Here is a 21,696-nt window from a genome sequence, read left to right as displayed (position 1 = left end):
TCCCCTTCTTATTTCTCTTCTTTCCTTCATCCCATAAGGAATCCGGATACCGCAGTAATCATGGCAATCGTCACAAGAAAAAGAACCAGCGAAGTAAGTAAAATCCTTGTAAGCAGCTGGCAGCCCAGACAAATGCCGTTCATGCTTCCTGCGATCCTCTTATCCGATACCGGTTCGGTTACTGCCGCTGTCACTTTATACATAAGACTCAGCAAAAACATTTTGCATAGTGGAAACATCACCAGCAAAAGTAAAATCAATACCCCGGCTGTTCCGACACTGTTCTTAATGACCATACCTGCTCCAAGCATCAGTTCACTGACTGCTCCTGTAATGTTTCCCATTCCCGGTATCATTCCAAGTGTCTTTGTAACGGTACTCATTTTCAATCGGTCAATGGCCGGAACCACCATGGTCTGTACCACATTCAGACCAATGGTTGCTGCAATCGCACATTTTAAGCACCAGCGGATTATTTCTTCCATCAGTTCACACATTCTGCTAAAACGTTCCCCTTCTATCATATAATTCATAAATTCCATCATAATAAAGAGTTTCGTCATTGGCACCAGACAGGCAAGCATTCCCCACTGAACAATATAAACCACGATAAAAGCAATCTGGTAAAATCCTGCCGCTGTAAAATTTGCCATGGAAAATGCCAGAGACATGCCAAATACTGGAATCAGCATATTCATAAAATCTACAATCTGATTCATTGCCGTTACCACAATATCACTCATCATCTGATAGGACTGCAGCAGCAGGACTGTCATCTCCATATAAATCAGGAAAAAGCAGACCTCCGATATATAAGTATTATGAAAAATATCAGAGAAATTTTTAAGAAATGCACAGCTGATTGCCAGTAAAAGAACGGTTACCAGTATTGCCTTATTATCCTGCAATTCTCCCCACAGAATCCTTCCCACTGCCTGCGTCAGCTTTTGTCCGTCACAGGAAAAGTTTCCGGTTGCCAGCTCTTTAATCAGTTCATAGAAACTAATCTCTTCTGTAGCATCCTGTTCCTTTAAATACTGCTCAATCTCTGATAAATCCAGCTGTTCCATAAAATTATCGGTGTAATCCTTATCCGTCCCTGTCCCGCTGTTATCTGATGCTGCCGATACGGAGGATGCCTGTACAAGTCCTCCTGGCATGAGCCAGAACATGAAAAATATAATGAAACATCCTGCTGTTCTTACAGGCATCTTAAACGCATTTTTTAATGGTTGTTTCTTCATAAAAAAGCCCCTAACGTTTCAATAAATCCCATCAGCACCGGCATACTGATTAAAAGAATCGACAGCTTGGCAAAGATTTCAATTTGTCCGGCAATTGCCTGATACCCGGATTCTCTGCAGATATCTGTTGCAAATTCTGCTACATAAGTAATTCCAATCATTTTTAAAATCATGGCAAGATACCTTCCATCTACAGGAATCAGCTCCACCACACTATTGATGTAAGTCAATACAAGCTCCAATTTTCCTATCAGAAAGATAAAGATGCAAATACATGCCACAATGCTGATTAAAATGCTGTATTCGCTTTTGTAATTTTTGATAAAAAGAGCAAGGAAAACCGCAGTGATCCCCAGTAATCCAACCTGAATAATATCCATATTTCTCCTCTACAACGAAAATAGTGACTTCATCGTTTCAAACAAATCATATATGTATGGAACAATCCAGAACAGCACAATCAAAAGTCCTGCCAGACTGGTTAAAAATGCATGTTCTTCCCGCCCACTGTGCTTTAGCACCTGGCTGATTACCGTCACCAAAATACCGACTGCCGCAATTTTAAATATCAGGTTTACGCTCATCTTCTCCTCCATTAAACCAGTATCAGCACCAGAAATATTCCTGCGGTAGCACACAGGTACATGCTGACTTTTATCCTCTCTCTCATCTCTGTCTGTTCTCTTTGAATCAAAATATTGATTCTTTCTATCAGTATCTCTGCTTCTTTTTCAAACAGCCCTCCGCTTCCCTGTTCCAAAAGTCTTCCGCACTCCAAAAACAGTTGTCCTTCCTCTTTCGTAAAGATTTCCCGGTTCTCCCATGACTTCCATGCCTCCTTCCAACAGCTTTTCGGACTGCTGTTCTCATACTGCATCAGTTCCTTATGAACCTGCATAAAAAAGGACTGAAAGCCTTCCGGTGCATGATGCCCCAATTCTGCAATAATATCCGGCAGCGGCTTCTTTAAGCTCTGCATATCTCCCTGTATTTTCAGCATACATTCCCGCCAGTCTAAAAGCCCTTTATAATGCCGCTTTATCTGCTGCATCCTGTCATAACCAATCCCAACTGTCCCCAAAAGTATCAGCACAACTCCTATCAATCGGACCATATTTTTTCCCATGCCCCATCATAAATCATAAAATGTCTTCTTCCACCATCATCCTTTTTTAAGATGACATACCGCTCAAAAATCTGCTGTTCCACCCATTTTCTAAGCTGTTCCTTTTGTTGTAATTCCAACATATCTGCCGCATGAATTGTCCCAAGAATACTACATCCACAATGCAATACTTCATCCACTGCCTGAAAATCTTCCATAGAGCCAAGTTCATCCACTGCGATTACATCCGGCGACATGGAACGAAGAAGCATCCGCATTCCCACAGCCTTTTTACACCGGTCTATCACATCTGTACGTATGCCAAGATTATTCTGCGGTATTCCATGGCAGCAGGCTGCTATCTCAGAACGTTCATCTACCACCCCTACTTTAAAGTGTATTCTGCTTGTCTCATCTCCGGAAATCAGACGAATACTGTCCCGGAGCAGGGTTGTCTTTCCAATCCCAACGGAAGATACGAAAAGCGTATTTCTCACACTCTGTTCTGTTCTGATAAAGGGCAGAATTTCCTTTGCACATCCAATCTTCTGATGTGCAATTCTTATGTTCAATGATCCGACATAAGCAAGCTGTTCCACCTTTTCTCCCTCCATCCGGATCTGTCCGGTTACTCCTACCCGGTGTCCACCTTCTAAGGTCAGGAATCCACTCTTTAACTCTTCTTCATAGGCATAAATGGAATACCTGCTTAAAAAAGTCAGCATCGCAGAAATATCACTTTCCTTTATGTAATAACTTCCTTCCGCCTCCACACTTAATCTGCCACTTAGCTTATCTAAAAAATATTCCTTTCTCCCATCCCAGAGAATCATCGGCTGGTTTATACGGATGCGTATTTCTTCTGTCTCCTTTAATTTATCTTTATTTGCAAGCAGCATTTTCCGAAGCTCTGCCGGGAAAATCTGAAGTACCTGTTCTAACATTGTTTCCGGGGTCACTCCTTTCTTTCGGTCTATCAATATATTCTTTCTAGTCTACTTGCGTAACTACGAGAAACATGCGTAAAAAAGAATGTGCCTTGGCACATTCTCGCACCTGCAGCGGTCGCTTGCGACATCTACCTTATACGCCGCAGTGCGCATCCTCGTGGAGCATTTTTTACTTTACAGGAAAGCAATTTCCTGTAAAGTAAAAAAGTCGCAAGGATTTCTCCTCACGACTAATATATGACTTGTCTTATAAAATATGCTCTAAAATTTGTTTCCCTCCTACAAAACCTGCCACCGGCAGTTTCTTACGAATGCTTGGCAACCCATAAGCTTGGCAATAGAACAGAGAATGTGCCTTGGCACATTCTCGCGCCTGCGGCGGTCGCTTGCGACATCTACCTTATACGCCGCAGTGTGCATCCTCGCGGAGCGTTTTTTACTTTACAGGAAAGCAATTTCCTGTAAAGTAAAAAAGTGAAAGCTGCCACAAATGTGACAGCTTTCTATCTTATTAGTTGTACTTACGTTTTCTTGCAGCTTCCGATTTTTTCTTACGTTTAACACTTGGTTTCTCGTAATGCTCTCTTTTACGGATTTCCTGCTGGATACCAGCTTTCGCACAGTTTCTTTTGAATCTGCGTAAAGCGCTATCTAACGTCTCGTTTTCTTTTACGATTACATTTGACATTGTCTCACACCTAACCTCCCTCCAGTTGCGTATTGTGCATATTCAACTGTTTGGGTAATTTTATTGCACTACCAAAGATTATAGCATAATTTTCCCGTACGTCAACCGTTTTTTTGCTGTTTTTCCAATTTTCCGGAAAATATTTTTAATTCAGTATATTTTATGCTAACTGCTGTGCAAGAACAGTCTTTGCTTCTGTCAAAGCATCTTTGATGCCAGCCGGATTCTTACCACCGGCCTGAGCCATATTTGGACGGCCACCGCCGCCTCCGCCAACCTTCGCAGCAATTCCCTTGATGAGGTTACCGGCATGTGCACCCTTGCCCATTGCTTCCTCAGTTGCCATTGCAACAAGATTTACTTTGCCATCACAATCAGAAGCTAATACGATAACGCCTTCGCCAAGCTTCTCTTTGAGCTGGTCTCCTAAGTCTCTTAAACCATTCATATCTACACCGGAAACGCTGGTTGCTAAAAGTTTCACACCAGCTACTTCCTCCACCTGATTCATAACATCACCTAATGCATCCTTTGCCGCTTTGCTCTTTAAGGATTCATTTTCAGACTGTAATGCTTTTACTTCGCCTAATACATGATTTACACGCTCAACAAGATTTGCAGGTGTCGCTTTTAATAATTTTGCAGCCTCTTTTAAGGTTTCTTCTAACTGGTCATAATATTCAAATACACCTTTGGATGTCAGGGCTTCAATTCTTCTGACTCCAGCCTGGATTCCAGCCTCGGAAATAATCTTAAATGCCTGGACTGCACTTGTATTGCTTACATGGGTACCACCGCAAAGCTCGGTAGAAAAATCTCCCATTTTTACAACACGGACGTTATCACCGTATTTCTCACCAAATAATGCCATTGCACCGGTCTTCTTTGCATCCTCTAAAGACATTACTTCTGTTATAACAGGAAGTGCTTCTGCAATTTTCTGGTTTACAATGTCTTCCACTTCGGTAATCTCATCTGCTGTCATTGCTGAGAAATGTGTAAAGTCAAATCTTAATCTGTGCTCGTCTACATAAGAACCGGACTGCTGTACATGGGTACCAAGTACTTCTCTTAAGGCTTCCTGAAGAAGATGTGTTGCACTGTGGTTCTTTCCGATGGCAAGTCTTCTGTCTGCATCAATGGAAAGTTCTACTTCATCACCGGTCTTAATCATTCCCTTGGTAACTTTACCAATATGTCCGACTTTGCCGCCAAGCATCTTTACGGTATCTTCTACTTCAAAGACAAAGCTTCCGTCCTTGCTGCTGATAACACCGGTATCTGCTACCTGTCCACCCATGGTTGCATAGAATGGAGTCTTCTCTACGAAAATAGTTCCAATCTCACCATCGGATAAAGCTTCTGTGATTTCAGTCTCGGTAGTCATTACTGTAATCTTGGAAGTATAAGTATTGTTCTCATATCCGACAAATTCAGTTGTAATACTTGGGTCGATGGATTCATATACGGTAACATCTGCACCCATGTAGTTGGTTACTTTTCTTGCTTTTCTTGCTTTCTCTCTCTGCTCTTCCATTGCAGCCTTAAATCCGGCTTCATCAATGGTAAATCCTTTTTCTTCTAAGATTTCCTGGGTCAGGTCAAGAGGGAATCCGTAAGTATCATAAAGCTTGAAAGCATCCGCTCCGGATAATTCTTTCTTTCCTTCTTTTTCCAGCTTGTCCTGCATCTCTGCTAAGATAGCAAGTCCCTGATCAATTGTTTTATTGAATTTTTCTTCTTCCTGGGATAATACCTTGAAGATGAAATCTTTCTTCTCCTCTAATTCCGGATAACCATCCTTGCTCTCACGAATAACAGTATCACTGAGTTTTGCCAGAAACAGTCCATCAATTCCAAGTAATCTGCCATGTCTTGCAGCACGACGAATCAGTCTTCTTAAAACATAACCTCTTCCTTCGTTACTTGGCATAATTCCGTCGGATACCATAAAGGTTACAGAGCGGATATGGTCTGTAATCAGACGGATAGAAACGTCATCTAATGCATCCTGCTGATAAGTCTTTCCTGATAATTCACAAATCTTATCACGGATTGCTTTCATAGTATCAATATCAAATACGGAGTCTACATCCTGCATAACAACTGCCAGACGCTCTAATCCCATTCCGGTATCAATATTTTTCTGGGAAAGCTCGGTATAACCACCTTTGCCATCTCCTTCAAACTGTGTAAATACGTTGTTCCATACTTCCATGAAACGGTCACACTCACATCCTACTTTACAGTCAGGACTTCCACAGCCATATTTTTCTCCACGGTCATAATAGATTTCAGAACATGGTCCGCAAGGTCCTGCACCATGCTCCCAGAAGTTATCACATTCTCCGGTTTCCGGGTCACGATAGAATCTGGTAATTTTCTCTGCCGGAACACCGACTTCTTTAGTCCAGATTTCAAATGCTTCTTCGTCTTCTCCATAAATAGATGGATACAGACGCTCCGGGTCAAGCTCTAACACTTTTGTTAAGAATTCCCATGACCATGCAATTGCTTCATGTTTGAAATAATCACCAAAAGAGAAGTTTCCAAGCATCTCAAAGAAAGTAAGATGTCTTGCTGTCTTACCTACATTTTCAATATCTCCGGTACGAATACATTTCTGACAGGTTGTCACTCTTCTTCTCGGCGGAATCTCCTGTCCTGTAAAATATGGCTTTAATGGAGCCATACCAGCATTGATAAGCAGAAGACTGTTATCATTATGTGGTACTAAAGAAAAGCTCTTCATTGCCAGATGTCCTTTGCTCTCAAAGAATTCAAGATACATTCTTCTTAAGTCATTTACTCCGTATTTCTTCACAATAATTCCTCCAAAAAACTATTTTTCTTCCTTTTTATCTTCATGTAATGCCAGTTCCTTTGCATCTTTCCGTTTCCGCAGTGCAATACCTGTGAATACACCGAGAACTGCAATTGCAACCAGAATCACAAAAATAACTACATACTGTAAAAAACTGCCTCCAAATGCGAGAAAATTATCCATACATTCTTCCTCCTGTTTTTAACTACGGGAACCACTTTTTACCGATTTCCCGTGTAACGAAATAGTTTCCTTCCCCTAAGCAGGAAACGTATTAAGTATAGACCAATTAATGGCATAATTCAAGAATTTCATTTGAGATTGTCCATATCAAATACCTGATTTTCTTTTTCGATATCCATGATTCGGTCCGTATACAAATGATTATCACATTTTTGCTTGTATTTTTCAATGGCAGAATAATCCTGCCACATATGCATCGGGAATACATAATCAGCTTCCACATTTTTCATGAAATAAGCCAAACCAAGGTCAGTATACTCACCAAGTCTCGGGTCTAAAACCACAAATGCCACATTGATATGCTCACCTTCTAACTTGCGTATCTGGTGTCTGTAGTCCCGCTCCATCTTGCCATTAATCAGCTCTCCCACATGCTCCATCTTCCAGTTATGAAGGTCTCCTGCATGATAAATGGTCTTGCCACAGGTCTTTACCAGAAACGCCACACCGGCATCCGTGGAACGAAGGGTTTTTACCTTCACTTTTCCGATTTCATATTTCTTATCCGGAATGACATATTCGATACATTTCTTTGCCCGCTCCGGAATACCGTGTTTTTTCATAAAATTCGGACTCATTTTTGTATCTTTTGACAAAATAAAATGAATGTCTTCATAATCCTCTGCCAGTTTTAAAATATTCATATCAAAGTGGTCCTGATGCTTATGGCTTGCAAAGAAATAAATGGATTTGTCTTTGTCAAATACCGGAAGCACTCCGGTAAAAGTATAACCGGTTACACGGTTTCCTTCAAAATAATCAAATATCAAAACCACATCTTCCATTTCCACCACAAAACAGCTATGATGTACAAATATTACTTTCATATCGTTCCTCTCATTTCATTCTGCCAATAATTTCATTTGCTTTCCGGTATATTTCTTCCGGTTCAAATCCAATCTGAAATGTGTTATCTTCATAAAGAATTTGTCCATTTACCATAGTAAGCTTTACATTCTGTTTGCTTCCGCTGTATACAATATTCCTGACGAGATTATTTTCCGGCTGCATATTCGGCTGTTTTAAATCAAGCATGATTAAATCTGCTTTCTTTCCCTCTGCCAGACTATCGCATTCATTTAATCCCATGGCAGCAGCTCCTCCTGTCGTTGCCATATAAAGTACTTCTTCCGCACCAACACAGGCTGCATCCTTTTCTCTGACCTTTGCCAGACCGGTAGTTAAAAACATTTCCCGGAACATATCAAGGCAGTTGTTACTTGCCGGGCCATCTGTTCCGATAGCAAGATTAATTTCCTCTTTTATAAAGCGGTCAATCGGTGCGATTCCGCTTGCCAGCTTCAGATTCGATGCAGGATTCGTTACTGCCGTAAGATTTCTCTTTCGAAAAATTTCAAAATCCTCATCTTCAAAATATACACAGTGATAACCACCGCCGCCATATTGAAACATTCCAAGCTCTTCCATCAGCCGGGTCGGTGTCATTCCATAACGCTCCTTACACTGTTCTACTTCAAGTGCAGTCTCGGAATTATGGAAATATACCGGTGCATGCAGCTTTTCGGATAATGCTGCCACCTGTTTTAAGTGCTCTTTTGAGGTGGTATATTCCGCATGAAATCCCGGCACATAACCGGTTAAGTCACTCATTTCATTGACTTTATGATAAATTTCTTCCATCTCTTCAATGGAGCTTGTAAAATCATTGAAGCTGCTGACCTGCATGGTCCGGAATCCACAGTCTATGGAAGCCTTTGCAATTGTCTCCGGAAAGAAATACATATCAAAATTTGAAGTGATGCCACTGGTCAGATATTCCATGATGCCTAGTATGCTGAGCCAGTATATATCATCTGCCGTAAGCAGTGCCTCTTTCGGAAATACCTGCTTTGTCAGCCAGTCCTGTAATGGCAGGTCATCCGCATAGGAACGTAAAAATGTCATAGCCGTATGGGTATGGGCATTTTTAAATCCCGGCAGCAGCAGGTTTTTCTCTGCGTCAATTTCCCTGTCCCAAAGAATCATTCCTGCCGGCTCTTTTTCAAAAACACGTTCCGTATCAAGGCCATCCCCGATATAGATAATCTCATTCTTCTTTACCCACAATTCCCCGGTTATCACCTGAAAAGAATGTCCCTCTGACGGCGCTAAGATTCTGGCATTGTAAAAACGTATATTCATACGCAATCCCCTCCTTATCTTCTACCTTCTCCTGATAGATATCTGCCTCTTATATTTAATTTCTATAGCTGCTTCCCACTATACCATTTTCTTACAGAAATGTTTTCATACCGGTAATAGAATCAGTCACCAGCTTTTTAAACAATGGTGCAACACGATCTGCTGTCTCCTGAACTTCACGGTGTGTCAGGGAAAATGGTGAAATTCCTGCCGCAAGATTTGAAATACAGGAAATACCGCAGATTTTCATCCCCATATGATTTGCTGCAATGGCTTCACAGGCTGTACTCATGCCTACCGCATCTGCCCCCAGTACACGGCACATGGAAATCTCCTGTGGTGTCTCAAAATTCGGTCCTGATAACTGCAGGTAAGTGCCTTCCCGAAGCGGAATATCTGCTTCAATGGCAGCTTTTCGGATTATTTTCTGTAAATCCTCATCATAGATATGGCTCATATCCGGGAACCTTTCCCCCAGTTCATCGATATTTGCCCCGATTAAAGGAGATGGTACAAAGCAGCCAATCTGCCCGGTAATCATCATCAGATCTCCGGCTTTCATTCCCTGCTGTATTCCCCCTGCAGCATTGGTAAGAAAGAGTACCTTTGCGCCCATCATTTTCATTAATCTTGTTGGCAGCACAACATCCTGCATGGAATAACCTTCGTAATAATGCACACGTCCCTGCATACATACTACCGGCACATCCCCTACATAACCGAATACGAAGCGCCCCTTATGCCCCGGTACCGTTGATACCGGAAAACCTTCGATATCGTGATAATCAAGCACTGCTTCCACCTTCATATTCGTGTCAGCATAATCTCCTAATCCGGAGCCTAAAATCAATGCTGCCTGTGGTTTAAAATCAATCTTATCTTCAAAACATGCATAACATTTTAAAAGCTTTTCATATACTTCGTTCATGCTCCTCACTCCTTTTAACAATTATACCTTCCTATGTATTAAAAATCAAATAAAGAAAGCTGGTTCGATTCCGGCAAGTCCCCAAATAATCCAAGGTCTCCCATCAGATCAATTACGGTCTTACTAACTTTGGTCCGTTGCCTGAAATCATCCTTGGAAAGGAACGGACCATCCTTTGCAGCCTCTACCACTGCCTCTGCCGCCTTCTCGCCAAGACCATCTATCGTACTTAAGGCAGGCATCAGTTTGCCATCAATAATCTGGAAACGGGATGCCTGGGCTTTATATAAATCAATGGTCCAGAACTCATAGCCTCTTGCATACATTTCCTGCACAATACGCATATCCTTATAGGTATCCTGCTCCTTCTTCGATAGTGAATCCTTTCGTTTCTCATAATCACGCATGAAGTAATTCAGCTTATCCTTTCCCTGACACATAAGCTCATAACTGAATCCGGTTGCACGGATGGAAAAGTATGCTGCATAATATGCCAGCGGATAAAATACCTTACAGTAAGCAATACGCCATGCCATCATAACGTATGCCGCCGCATGGGCTTTCGGGAACATATACTTAATCTTCTTACAGGACCAGATATACCAGTCCGGTACGCCGTGGGCAGTCATTTCTTCCTCCCACTCTGGTTTTAAGCCCTTTCCCTTACGGACAGACTCCATAATGGTAAAGGATTCCTCACTGTCAAGTCCCATACTGATAAGATAAATCATGATATCATCACGGGTACAGATTGCCGTAGAAATGGTTGCTTTTCCCTCTTCAATCAATGTCTGGGCATTTCCTAACCATACATCCGTACCGTGTGACAGACCTGCAATTCGAATCAGATGGGAAAAGGACTGCGGGTCTGCGTCAATTAACATCTGCATCGCAAAGTCTGTTCCAAACTCTGGAATTCCAAGTGCTCCAAGTGTACAGTTTGTCAACATATCCGGTGTAATACTCAGTGCACTGGTATTCTTAAATAAGGACATGACGGACTTATCATCCAGCGGAATCTTCTGTGCATCAATTCCGGTTAAGTCCTCAAGCATACGGATCATGGTCGGATCGTCGTGTCCGAGAATATCAAGCTTTAATAAGTTGTGATCAATGGAATGGTACTCAAAATGAGTCGTAATAATATCGGTTGTCATATCGTTAGCAGGATGCTGAATCGGTGTAAAGGAATAAATCTCTTCCCCCACCGGCAATACTACGATACCTCCCGGATGCTGTCCGGTGGTCCGGTGGATTCCCACGCAGCCCTGCACAATCCGGTCTATCTCACAATTTCTCTTATGCACACCATGCTCTTCATAATAATTCTTTACATAACCGAATGCGGTTTTATCTGCCAGCGTACCAATGGTTCCGGCACGGAAGGTCTGTCCCGCACCGAAAATTACTTCTGTATATTTATGGGATTTACTCTGGTAATCACCGGAGAAGTTAAGATCAATATCCGGCTCTTTATTTCCCTTAAATCCAAGGAATGTTTCAAACGGAATATCAAAACCGGCTTTCACTAACGGCTTGCCACAGTTCGGACACCGCTTATCCGGCATGTCACAACCGGACTGTCCACCATATTTCTTTACTTCCGGCGAATCAAAATCACTGTAATGACAGTGGGCACAGTAATAATGCGGTGCCAGCGGATTTACCTCCGTGATTCCGGACATGGTTGCCGCAAAAGAAGAACCTACGGATCCACGGGAACCTACCAGATAACCATCCTCATTTGATTTCCAAACCAGCTTCTGGGCAATGATATACATTACCGCATAACCGTTTCCGATGATGGATTTTAACTCCCGCTCCAACCGCTCCGATACGATTTCCGGCAAATCCTCTCCATACATCTCATGTGCCTTGTTATAGCAGATATCACGCAGCATCTGGTCGGAATTTTCAATCACCGGCGGACATTTATCCGGACGAACCGGAGAAATGCGCTCGCACATATCTGCAATCATATTGGTATTATCGATAACGACTTCTTTCGCTTTCTCACTGCCTAAATAGCTGAATTCCTCCAACATTTCTTCTGTGGTACGAAGATATAGCGGAGCCTGCTCATCGGCATCCTTAAAGCCTTTACCCGCCAGAATAATACGACGGTATACTTCATCCTCCGGGTCCATAAAATGCACATCACAGGTTGCCACAACCGGCTTATGGAATTCTTCTCCTAATTTTACAATCCGGCGGTTAATGTCCTTTAATTCATCCATGGTGGAAATCGGTGCTTTTTCATCTTTTATCATAAATGCATTATTTCCAAGAGGCTGGATTTCAAGGTAATCATAAAACTTCACCAGACGGATAATCTCTTCCTGCGGCCGTCCCTGTAAAATTGCCTGATAAAGTTCTCCCGCCTCACAGGCAGAACCAATCAGTAAGCCTTCCTTGTGTTTTAAGTATTCGCTCTTTGGAATTCTCGCCCTCTGATGGAAATAATCAAGGTGGGATAAGGATATCAGCTTATAGAGATTCACACGACCCAGATCATTCGTTGCAAGAATAATAGCATGATGGGTCGGCATCTTCATAACGGTCTCTTTGCTGACATGTCCCTCGGCATTTAATTCATCCAGTGTATTGATGCCACGGTCAGCAAGCATTTTTACAAACTTTTCGAATATTTCAGCGGTACATGCTGCATCGTCTACCGCACGGTGATGATTCTCCAGCGAAATATTTAATGCCCTTGCTACGGTATCCAGCTTAAAACGGTTCAGATTCGGCAGCAGCATTCGTGCCATGGCAACGGTATCTGCAATGGTAAAATCATAAGGAATGCTTAAACGGTCACAGTTATATTTGATAAAACTCATATCAAAATCAGCATTGTGTGCTACCATAACAGCACCATCACAAAAGGCTAAGAACTCCGGCATAACTTCTGCAATCACCGGTGCCGTAATTACCATATCATCTTTGATTCCGGTCAGATTTTCAATGTGGAACGGAATCGGCACTTCCGGATTAACAAAAGTGGAAAAACGCTCGGTTATATTCCCCTTTTCTACTTTTACCGCACCAATTTCAATAATTTTATTTACCAGCGGTGAAAATCCGGTGGTCTCTATATCGAATACCACATAGGTATCCTGCAGGGACTGATTCTTTGAATTTTCTACAATGTCCTTTAAGTCATCCACAAGATAAGCTTCCACACCATAGATAATCTTAAAGTCCGGGTCATCCGGCAGTGCATGGTTTGCAATCGGGAATGCCTGGACATTTCCATGATCGGTAATCGCCAGTGCCTTATGTCCCCACTTATATGCCCTTTTTACCAGATCTCCTACATCAGTAACACCATCCATGTCACTCATCTTGGTATGGCAATGAAGCTCTACTCTCTTTAACGGGCTGTTGTCCATTCTTATTGTAGTAAAATCAGGGATTTTCTTAATTCCGACAATGGAGCCGATGGTCAGCTCACTGTCAAATTTATCAATGGTCGTTACACCCTTAATTTTAAGAAATGCTCCCTTTTTCAAATCTCCCATCAGTTCCGGTAGATTCTCATTTTTTGTAAAGATTTTAAGCACAATGGAATCCGTAAAATCCGTTACTGACATAATGATAATTGTCTTTTCACCACGGATTTCTCTTGTATCTAATGTCATTATCTGTCCACGGATGACAACTTCTCCCATTTCACCTACGATGGTCTCAATCGGAATTGCATCTTCTTCAAAATCACGGCCATAAATAACATCCGGATTGTCTGATTTTTTAACAAAATCTCTTCTCTGGAAGGAAGATTTTCCCTTGAAATCCTTTCCGCCGGAAAAGTTATTCTTTCCAGCAGCAGGTGCTGCTCCTGCACCTTCTGTGCCGGTAGTCTGTTTTTTCTCCGGGGCAGCAGGTGTTTTTTCCTTTTCTGACGCTCTAGCATCCGGCTGTGCGTTTGCTTCATTGGCAGCAGGCTGTTCCATGCCATCCGCATTCTGCGTTCTTGCAGCAGCGGTTCGTGCCACGATATGGGCAACCTCTGTTTCAATCTGGCTGTCTGCGCTCTTTAAATAATCATTTTCTGCCGGCTTCTCATACTGTGGCTCAATCATTAATTTTAATCCACAACGTTCGCAGATGATTTTTTCTAAGATATCAATCAGTTCATTGCTCCGCTCTGTGGCAACAATGGTATCCTCTAAGGTAAGAATCATATGGTCTTCCCGGTCAAATTCCATTTTGCTGCAGCGCATCAGATTATAGAGCAGTACGCTGTAATTGCGAATCTCTTCTAAAATACTCTCCCGGTATACCGCCATCAGTTTTTCCGGTGTATACTGGCTGGATAAATTAAATTTTTCTATGATTTTAACAGCTATCTCCTTGTGCGGAAATAGCTGTTGTCTGATTTCTTGTTCAATATGATAGATTTCCGGTTTGGGAATTAGCCTTGTACTCTCTAAATAAATCCGCAGTGCATTCTGTGCGGAATTCGATGCCACTTTTGTAATCTCTGTTTCTTTCAAAAGTGCACTCATCTCTCCGGTAATCTTTAATGTCGGAAAAACTTCAAAAAACAGTTTTGCCATAATTTTTCCTACTCCTTATTCCAGTTCAAAAGTTCCTTTCTTAATTCACTTAAGAGCTGATTCTCCGGTACTTTACGGTCTATCTGACCATGCTTTATAATTAGTCCTTCTCCCACACCGCCGGCAATTCCGATATCGGCTTCCTTTGCTTCTCCCGGTCCGTTGACTACACAGCCCATAACAGCAACCTTGATGTCTAAAGGAATGTCCGCTACCATATTCTCTACCTGATTTGCCAGTTCGATTAAGTTGATTCTTGTTCTTCCACAGGTCGGACAGGATACGACTTCTATACCACCTTTACGAAGCCCTAAAGTTCTTAAAATCAGTTTTGCTGATTTGATTTCTTCTAACGGATCTCCGGTTAATGAAACACGAATGGTATCTCCAATCCCCTGATTTAAAATCAGTCCCAGTCCAATGGAGGATTTAATATTTCCGCTGATAATCGTTCCTGCCTCTGTAATTCCCACATGCAGTGGATGATCGGTTTGCTCAGCAATCAGTTCATGGGCTTTTACACACATCATAACATCTGAAGATTTGATACTGATAACGAGATTGTCATATCCCATATCTTCAATAAGATGCACTTTATCCAAAGCACTTTCTACAATGCCTTCTGCAGTAACACCATGATATTTTTCTACTAAATCCTTTTCCAGTGAACCGCTGTTGACTCCCACACGGATTGGAATATTTCTTTCCTTTGCTACGTCTACCACAGCCTGTACACGCTCTTTGCTTCCGATGTTGCCTGGATTGATTCTGATTTTATCTGCACCATGCTCCATGGCAGCAATAGCCAGCCGGTAATCAAAATGAATATCTGCAACCAGTGGTATTGCTATCTGCTTCTTAATCTCAGTCAATGCTTCTGCGGCTTCCATTGTCGGCACCGCACAGCGGATGATATCACAGCCTGCCGCTGCCAGACGGTTAATCTGCTCTACGGTTGCTTTTACATCCTCTGTCTTTGTATTGGTCATTGACTGTATCAGGATTGGATTTTTTCCACCGATGATACGGTCTCCTATTTTTACCACTTTCGTATCTTTTCGTTCCATGATTGCTTTTCCTCCTGTGCAGGATTATTTAAAATAATTTTCGAATATCATTAAACATGACAAGCACCATCAATGCCAGAAGCAGCATCAGTCCGACAAAATGAACCATGCCCTCTTTGTCCGGATCCACCCGTTTCTTTCTGACGGCTTCTATAATCAGAAATACCAGTCTTCCTCCGTCTAATGCCGGTAATGGAAGCAGGTTCATAATTCCAAGATTGGCAGTCAGCATTATGGAATAATTAATTAATGTCAATACCACCGATAGCGTTCCAGCTGACTTGCTCTCGTCATAAGTATCACCAATATTCTTTACAATACCTACCGGTCCCGAAAGTTCATTGACACTGACTCTTCCGGTCACTAACATCTTCAAGCTGTCCATGGTAACTTCTATCCAGTATTTCACTTCATATACGCTATATTTTATAGTCTCAAAAATATTACCCCGCTCACGCATGGTATTTCCATAGATTCCAAAGAGATTTCTTCCTGCTTCTTCATTATATTTTGGGCTGATGGTACAGGTATATTCCTCTCCATCTCTTTCATAGGTCACTTCCAGATTCTCATTGGAATGAAACAGCGTGTAAACACTTACTTCACGATAAATATGAATGTTCTTTCCATTGATTTCTTTAATGATATCTCCAGCCTGAAGTCCTGCTTCCTCTGCCGGATATCCTTCCATAACACCTTTTACCTCCGGCCGGTCAAATCCGGCTGTCCCGATAACAATCAGTGCCAGAAGGAATGCCAGAATAAAGTTAAAAACCGGTCCTGCCGCTACAACTGCTATTCTCGCCCATACGGACTTGCTGTTAAAGGAGCCTTCACTTTCCGACTCTCCGTCTTCGCCTTCCATCATACATGCTCCACCAAAAGGCAGCAGTTTTATGGAATATTTTGTCTCTCCCTTTGTAATTCCAAATAGCGTTGGTCCAAGTCCCAGACAAAATTCATTTACTTTGATTTTATTTTTCTTTGCCAGCAAAAAATGTCCCAGTTCATGAAAAATAATAATAAAACTGAACATTAAGATTGCAATGATTATTTTCAATCTACCACCTGCTCTCTATATACTCATACGCAGCCTGCTCTGTTGCAAGGATTTCTTCTACGGACGGACTGGCAATATAGGTACACTGCTCCATACACGCCTGTGCAATTTCCGGAATCTCCAAGAAACGGATCTTTCCGTCTAAGAACATTGCTACCGCTCTCTCATTTGCTGCATTAAAAGCAGTCGGAATGTTACCGCCCTTTCTACAGGCTTCATAAGCCAGCTTCAATCCGTAAAAAGTCTCCATATCCGGCTCTTCCAATGTAATTGCCTTCATTTTCCAGAAATCAAGCCGGTCTCCACTTAAGTGTAACCGTTTCGGATAATACAGGGCATACTGGATTGGAAGCCGCATATCTGCCGTTCCAAGCTGTGCAATGACTGCACCGTCTTCATACTCTACCATAGAATGTATGATACTCTGTGGTTGTACTACAACCTGAATCTGGTCTGCATTTACATCAAACAGCCATTTTGCTTCAATGACTTCAAGTCCCTTATTTATCATGGTGGCGGAATCAATGGTGATTTTACGTCCCATGCTCCAGTTCGGATGCTTCAATGCATCTTCCACTTTTACCTGTTCTAATTCCGCCCGCTTCTTTCCACGGAATGGTCCGCCGGAAGCTGTCAAAAGTATTTTTGCAATTTTATTGTCTCCGGCTCCCTGCAGAGACTGAAAGATTGCACTGTGTTCACTGTCCACCGGAAGGATTTTCACATTACATTCCTTTGCCAGCGGCATAATAATATGTCCTGCGGTAACTAAAGTCTCCTTATTAGCTAGTGCAATGTCCTTTCCTGCTTTCATAGCGGCTATGGTCGGACGGATACCAAGCATACCCACAATGGCAGTTACAAGAATCTCTGCTTTCTCTTCCGTTGCTACTTCTAAAAGCCCTTCCATCCCGGAAGCCACCTTTACCTTCAAATCTGCAACCCTTGTCCGAAGCTCAATCGCGTCCTCTTCTGCCCATACAGCAACCAAGGCCGGATGGAACTCCCGGATCTGTTCTTCTAATTTTGCAATATTATGTCCTGCCGCAAGTGCAGTTACTTCAATATCTCCATGTTCTCTTACAACAGAAAGTGTCTGGGTTCCAATGGAACCAGTGGAACCTAAAATTGCAATCTTCTTCATGTTTCCTCCTACTTGCCAATCAGATATAATGCAAGATAATAAATAATTGGCGCTGTAAATATTACACTGTCAAAACGATCTAAGATTCCACCATGGCCAGGAATCAGTTTGCCATAATCCTTAATGTCATAATTACGTTTGATTGCAGATGCAGTCAGGTCTCCAATCATAGATATGATTGCCCCAATCGCACAAATCATGCAAAGCATAATGATATCACGGTTGGTGCTTCCCATAGAGCCCTGGAAAACAAAGCAATAAATCAGGGTTAATAATGCTGCTCCCACTACTCCGCCAACAGCTCCTTCCCAGGATTTCTTCGGAGAAAGCACCGGTGCCATCTTGTGTTTTCCAATCAGCACACCCACGCAGTATGCACAGGTATCGCAGCCCCAGGAGCATAAGAAAATTAACCATACAATATAAGCTCCACCCGGTAGCATTCTGGTCTGATATACATAAGAAAGCATCACCGATACATAAAATACACCAAAAAATGCTGCTAACATCTGCTCGGTATGATATTTCGGATAAGAAAATACATATACAAACATCAGCACTACCAAAAGTGCGATGACAAATAACATCATATCCGGAATAAACTGAAATTTCAGATTGCAATAATATACAATCGTTGCCAGTCCGCCGACGACACCGGCACAGCTTTTTTCAATTTTAAACACACGATACAGTTCATACAATCCAATCAAAGAAATAATTCCGGTTACTGCCAGCAGCAAATCATTTCCGGTAATAATGAATACCAGCGCCAGAATTACCAGCACGATTCCACTTAATAATCTTGTCTTAAACATATTACTCCTCCTCTATCTTTCCATATCTCCGGTCTCTTCCGCTGTAATCCTCTACTGCTTTACGCAGTTCTTCCGGTGTAAAGTCCGGCCATGGAACCTCTGTAAAATATAACTCACTATAAGCAAACTGCCACAGCAAGAAGTTGGAAAGCCGCTGTTCTCCACTGGTGCGGATCATAAGATCAGGATCCGGGATATCTTTCGTATCAAGATAGGATTCATATTTCTCTTCGGTAATCTCCTCTGCCGAAATACCATCCTGCCACATTTTCTTCATTCCACGGATCATTTCATCTCTTGCTCCATAATTAATGGCAATCTGTAAATTCAGTCCCGTATTATGGGCAGATTCTCTTTCCAATACAGCAATCTGCTGCTGGAATTTATCATCCAGCCGGCTGGTATCCCCGATTACACGGACTCTCATATTATTCTTGTCCGCTGTCTTTATACAGTTCTTAAGATAACTGCTCAAAAGCTTCATCAAAGCATCTACTTCATTCTGTGGACGGTTCCAGTTCTCTGTGGAAAATGCATACATGGTTACGTATTCTATGCCCAGATCATGCGCTGCTTTACAGATAACTTCAACATTCTTTGCCCCCATAGTATGTCCATAGTTTCTTGGCATTCCTCTTTTCTTTGCCCAGCGTCCGTTTCCATCCAGAATAATTGCAACATGTTTTGGAATCTTCATCTTTGTTCTCCTTTTTACAGATGTTTACAACATAAAAGGGGACACGGCAATCGCGCTATGTCCCCATATGTGTCGTACATGGATAAGATTATACCGTAAGGATTTCCTTTGTCTTTTCCTCTACTGCACCATCAATTTTTGCAATATATTTATCCGTAATTTTCTGAGTATCGTTTTCTAATTCCTTTAATTCATCCTCAGATACTTCATTTGCTTTGTTCTGTTTCTTGAATGCATCATTGGCATCCCTTCTGATATTACGGATTGCCACCTTGGCATTCTCACCTTTTTTCTTAATATCCTTTGCCAGTTCTTTACGTCTTTCCTCGGTAAGCTCCGGGAATACAAGACGGATTACTTTACCATCGTTGGTTGGATTTAAGCCTAAATCAGATGTTAAAATTGCTTTTTCAATCTCTTTTACAAGGGATGCTTCCCAAGGTTGGATCTGAATCATTCTTGGCTCCGGAACATTGATATTTGCAACCTGCTGTAACGGGGTCGGTGTTCCATAATAATCTACAGTAATTCTGTCTAAGATATGCGGATTCGCTCTTCCTGCCCGGATAGTTGCATATTCTTCCACAAGATTCTCGTATGATTTCTGCATTTTCTCTTCATATGGGTTTAATCTGCTATCCATAAATAATCTCCTTTATTATACAGTCACTTTCGTGCCGTTAAATTTTCCGCTCATTGCATTTACAATGCTGTCCGGCTCATTTAATCCGAATACATACATTGGCATTTTATTTTCCATACACATAATAGATGCGGTTAAATCTACTACTGCAAGCTTCTTATCAATCACTTCCTGAATGGATACCTCATCATATTTCTTTGCTGCCGGATTTACCTTCGGGTCACTGTCATAGACACCGTCAATGGCTTTTGCCAGAAAAATGCCCTCTGCATCCATTTCAATGGCACGGAGTACAATTCCGGTATCTGTTGAAAAATAAGGATGTCCTGTTCCACCTGCAAAAAATACTACCATTCCTTTTTCAAAATATTTATTGGCACGGTCTTTTGAGAAAAGTTTGGTCATGCTTCCACACTCAAACGGAGTCAGAATCTGTGTCATCATTCCAACAGAACGGAAGATTTCAGATACATAAATACAGTTCATAATCGTTGCAAGCATACCAATCTGGTCTGCTTTGGTACGGTCGATAGTCTCGCTGGAACGTCCTCTCCAGAAATTACCGCCACCAATTACGATTCCAACCTGGCATCCGCCATCTACAATCTGTTTTACCTGGCGGGCAACTTCTGTTACGGTCGGCTCATCAAAACCTGTTTTCTTTTCTCCCGCAAGTGCTTCTCCACTTAATTTTAAAAATACTCTCTTCATTATTTATTCTCTCCAAAAAGACTTTCCACATCAATATCAGCATAGCACTGGGAACAGAAACCTTCGATAACTGCACCATTGTTAATCTGAACAGAACGGGATTTGATGTTACCCATAACAACTGCAGAAGTATCTACAACTACAGGTCCCTGAACATCGATATCGCCCTTGATTGCTCCTGCGATAACTGCAGAGCTTGCGGTAATATTTCCAATAATGACAGAACCAAGTCCGATTTTAACAGTTCCGGTGCTTACTACTTCACCTTCTACTTTTGCAGCATCAGCGAAGAATTCAGCAGAATTGCTGTTTCCATTGATAGTTCCGGTAACAACCAGCTTGCCATTACACTGAACATCACCATTAATATTTCCACGGATATCTAAAGAACCAGTAGATGCCATATTACCTGTAATGGATGTTCCTTCTGTGATTACAGATACTTCATCTGAAACTTCATCTGATGTCTGAACCGGAGCAAAATGTGCCGGAGTTGCCGGCTGTACCGGTGTTACTGTCTCTTCTGGCATTGTCATGGTTTCATTTGCTGTTGTCTCACTCATTTTACTTTCCTCCTGAATATGTAAATCTTCTTTTTCTTCTGCAGCTGGTGTCTCTACTTTTGTTTCTGTTTCCTGTGCCGGTGCTTCCTTCTCTACCGGAGCATTGGCATCCTTGGTAACCTTTTCTAAAAGTCCGTCCAATTTGGATAATTCAGACTCCACATCCAGTTCATCTTCCAATGTATTGACTACTACATCGTTATCCTGCTCTGCTGCCTCTGTTGTGTCTTCACCCGGTACCAGTTCGTTCACTGCCTGTGATAAATCCTCTTTAAAATCTTTAAAAAAGCTCATTCTTAAAAACCTCCATTTT

General features: G+C 41.9%; 19 protein-coding genes and 1 pseudogene. All 20 read right to left on the bottom strand.

Annotation, left to right across the window (positions count from 1 at the left end):
- Positions 1–26: 26 nt before the first annotated feature.
- Positions 27–1,244 (bottom strand): stage III sporulation protein AE, encoded by a 1,218-nt coding sequence (locus DXB39_RS01625; RefSeq protein ID WP_117841146.1) that lies wholly within the window; start codon positions 1,242–1,244, stop codon positions 27–29.
- Positions 1,241–1,624 (bottom strand): SpoIIIAC/SpoIIIAD family protein, encoded by a 384-nt coding sequence (locus DXB39_RS01620; protein WP_117841147.1) that lies wholly within the window; start codon positions 1,622–1,624, stop codon positions 1,241–1,243. Before DXB39_RS01620 ends, DXB39_RS01625 begins: the two co-directional genes overlap by 4 nt.
- Before the next feature lie 9 nt (positions 1,625–1,633).
- Positions 1,634–1,828 (bottom strand): stage III sporulation protein AC, encoded by a 195-nt coding sequence (gene spoIIIAC, locus DXB39_RS01615; RefSeq protein WP_022243260.1) that lies wholly within the window; start codon positions 1,826–1,828, stop codon positions 1,634–1,636.
- A gap of 11 nt (positions 1,829–1,839) precedes the next feature.
- A complete protein-coding gene (locus DXB39_RS01610; RefSeq protein WP_158561511.1) occupies positions 1,840–2,358 on the bottom strand; it encodes a stage III sporulation protein AB in 519 nt (172 codons plus the stop codon).
- Complete coding sequence (gene spoIIIAA / locus DXB39_RS01605; protein ID WP_117841149.1) at positions 2,346–3,293, bottom strand: stage III sporulation protein AA; 948 nt, start codon at positions 3,291–3,293, stop codon at positions 2,346–2,348. The genes DXB39_RS01610 and spoIIIAA overlap by 13 nt, the downstream gene beginning before the upstream one ends.
- Before the next feature lie 517 nt (positions 3,294–3,810).
- Complete coding sequence (gene rpsU / locus DXB39_RS01600; RefSeq protein WP_021737899.1) at positions 3,811–3,987, bottom strand: 30S ribosomal protein S21; 177 nt, start codon at positions 3,985–3,987, stop codon at positions 3,811–3,813.
- A 160-nt stretch (positions 3,988–4,147) separates the two neighbouring features.
- A complete protein-coding gene (alaS, locus tag DXB39_RS01595) occupies positions 4,148–6,811 on the bottom strand; it encodes an alanine--tRNA ligase (protein ID WP_330414776.1) in 2,664 nt (887 codons plus the stop codon).
- Between the two features lie 18 nt (positions 6,812–6,829).
- A complete protein-coding gene (locus DXB39_RS01590) occupies positions 6,830–6,994 on the bottom strand; it encodes a vanadium nitrogenase (protein ID WP_117698712.1) in 165 nt (54 codons plus the stop codon).
- Between the two features lie 128 nt (positions 6,995–7,122).
- A complete protein-coding gene (locus tag DXB39_RS01585; protein ID WP_117841151.1) occupies positions 7,123–7,881 on the bottom strand; it encodes an MBL fold metallo-hydrolase in 759 nt (252 codons plus the stop codon).
- Between the two features lie 10 nt (positions 7,882–7,891).
- Positions 7,892–9,196 carry an amidohydrolase gene (locus DXB39_RS01580; RefSeq protein ID WP_117841152.1) on the bottom strand — a complete coding sequence of 435 codons (1,305 nt, stop codon included), beginning with the start codon at positions 9,194–9,196 and terminating at the stop codon, positions 7,892–7,894.
- A 91-nt stretch (positions 9,197–9,287) separates the two neighbouring features.
- Positions 9,288–10,124, bottom strand: a complete 837-nt coding sequence (locus tag DXB39_RS01575; protein ID WP_022243267.1) for a purine-nucleoside phosphorylase — start codon at positions 10,122–10,124, stop codon at positions 9,288–9,290.
- A 38-nt stretch (positions 10,125–10,162) separates the two neighbouring features.
- Positions 10,163–14,683 carry a PolC-type DNA polymerase III gene (locus DXB39_RS01570; protein ID WP_117841153.1) on the bottom strand — a complete coding sequence of 1,507 codons (4,521 nt, stop codon included), beginning with the start codon at positions 14,681–14,683 and terminating at the stop codon, positions 10,163–10,165.
- An 8-nt stretch (positions 14,684–14,691) separates the two neighbouring features.
- Positions 14,692–15,750, bottom strand: coding sequence for a flavodoxin-dependent (E)-4-hydroxy-3-methylbut-2-enyl-diphosphate synthase (gene ispG / locus DXB39_RS01565; RefSeq protein ID WP_117841154.1), 1,059 nt, complete (start codon positions 15,748–15,750; stop codon positions 14,692–14,694).
- Positions 15,751–15,778: 28 nt separating this feature from the next.
- Entirely contained in the window at positions 15,779–16,810 is a 1,032-nt protein-coding gene (rseP, locus tag DXB39_RS01560; protein WP_022243270.1) for an RIP metalloprotease RseP, read from the bottom strand.
- 1 nt (position 16,811) lies between these two features.
- Positions 16,812–17,954 (bottom strand): 1-deoxy-D-xylulose-5-phosphate reductoisomerase, encoded by a 1,143-nt coding sequence (gene dxr / locus DXB39_RS01555; RefSeq protein WP_117698708.1) that lies wholly within the window; start codon positions 17,952–17,954, stop codon positions 16,812–16,814.
- An 8-nt stretch (positions 17,955–17,962) separates the two neighbouring features.
- Positions 17,963–18,769, bottom strand: a complete 807-nt coding sequence (locus DXB39_RS01550; RefSeq protein ID WP_117841155.1) for a phosphatidate cytidylyltransferase — start codon at positions 18,767–18,769, stop codon at positions 17,963–17,965.
- A 1-nt stretch (position 18,770) separates the two neighbouring features.
- A pseudogene (locus tag DXB39_RS01545) lies at positions 18,771–19,472 on the bottom strand (isoprenyl transferase); the annotation flags it as partial.
- Positions 19,473–19,554: 82 nt separating this feature from the next.
- Positions 19,555–20,109 carry a ribosome recycling factor gene (gene frr, locus DXB39_RS01540; protein ID WP_022243274.1) on the bottom strand — a complete coding sequence of 185 codons (555 nt, stop codon included), beginning with the start codon at positions 20,107–20,109 and terminating at the stop codon, positions 19,555–19,557.
- A 15-nt stretch (positions 20,110–20,124) separates the two neighbouring features.
- The gene (pyrH, locus tag DXB39_RS01535) at positions 20,125–20,820 is read right to left on the bottom strand and encodes a UMP kinase (protein ID WP_022243275.1); all 696 of its coding nucleotides are present in this window, start codon (positions 20,818–20,820) and stop codon (positions 20,125–20,127) included.
- A complete protein-coding gene (locus tag DXB39_RS01530) occupies positions 20,820–21,677 on the bottom strand; it encodes a polymer-forming cytoskeletal protein (protein ID WP_022243276.1) in 858 nt (285 codons plus the stop codon). Before DXB39_RS01530 ends, pyrH begins: the two co-directional genes overlap by 1 nt.
- Positions 21,678–21,696 lie beyond the last annotated feature (19 nt).

This window comes from Roseburia sp. OM03-7AC (assembly GCF_003462625.1).
Lineage (GTDB): Bacteria > Bacillota > Clostridia > Lachnospirales > Lachnospiraceae > Roseburia_C > Roseburia_C amylophila.
Note: the sequence above shows the minus strand (reverse complement) of the source record. Positions and strands in the feature narration are given on the sequence as shown.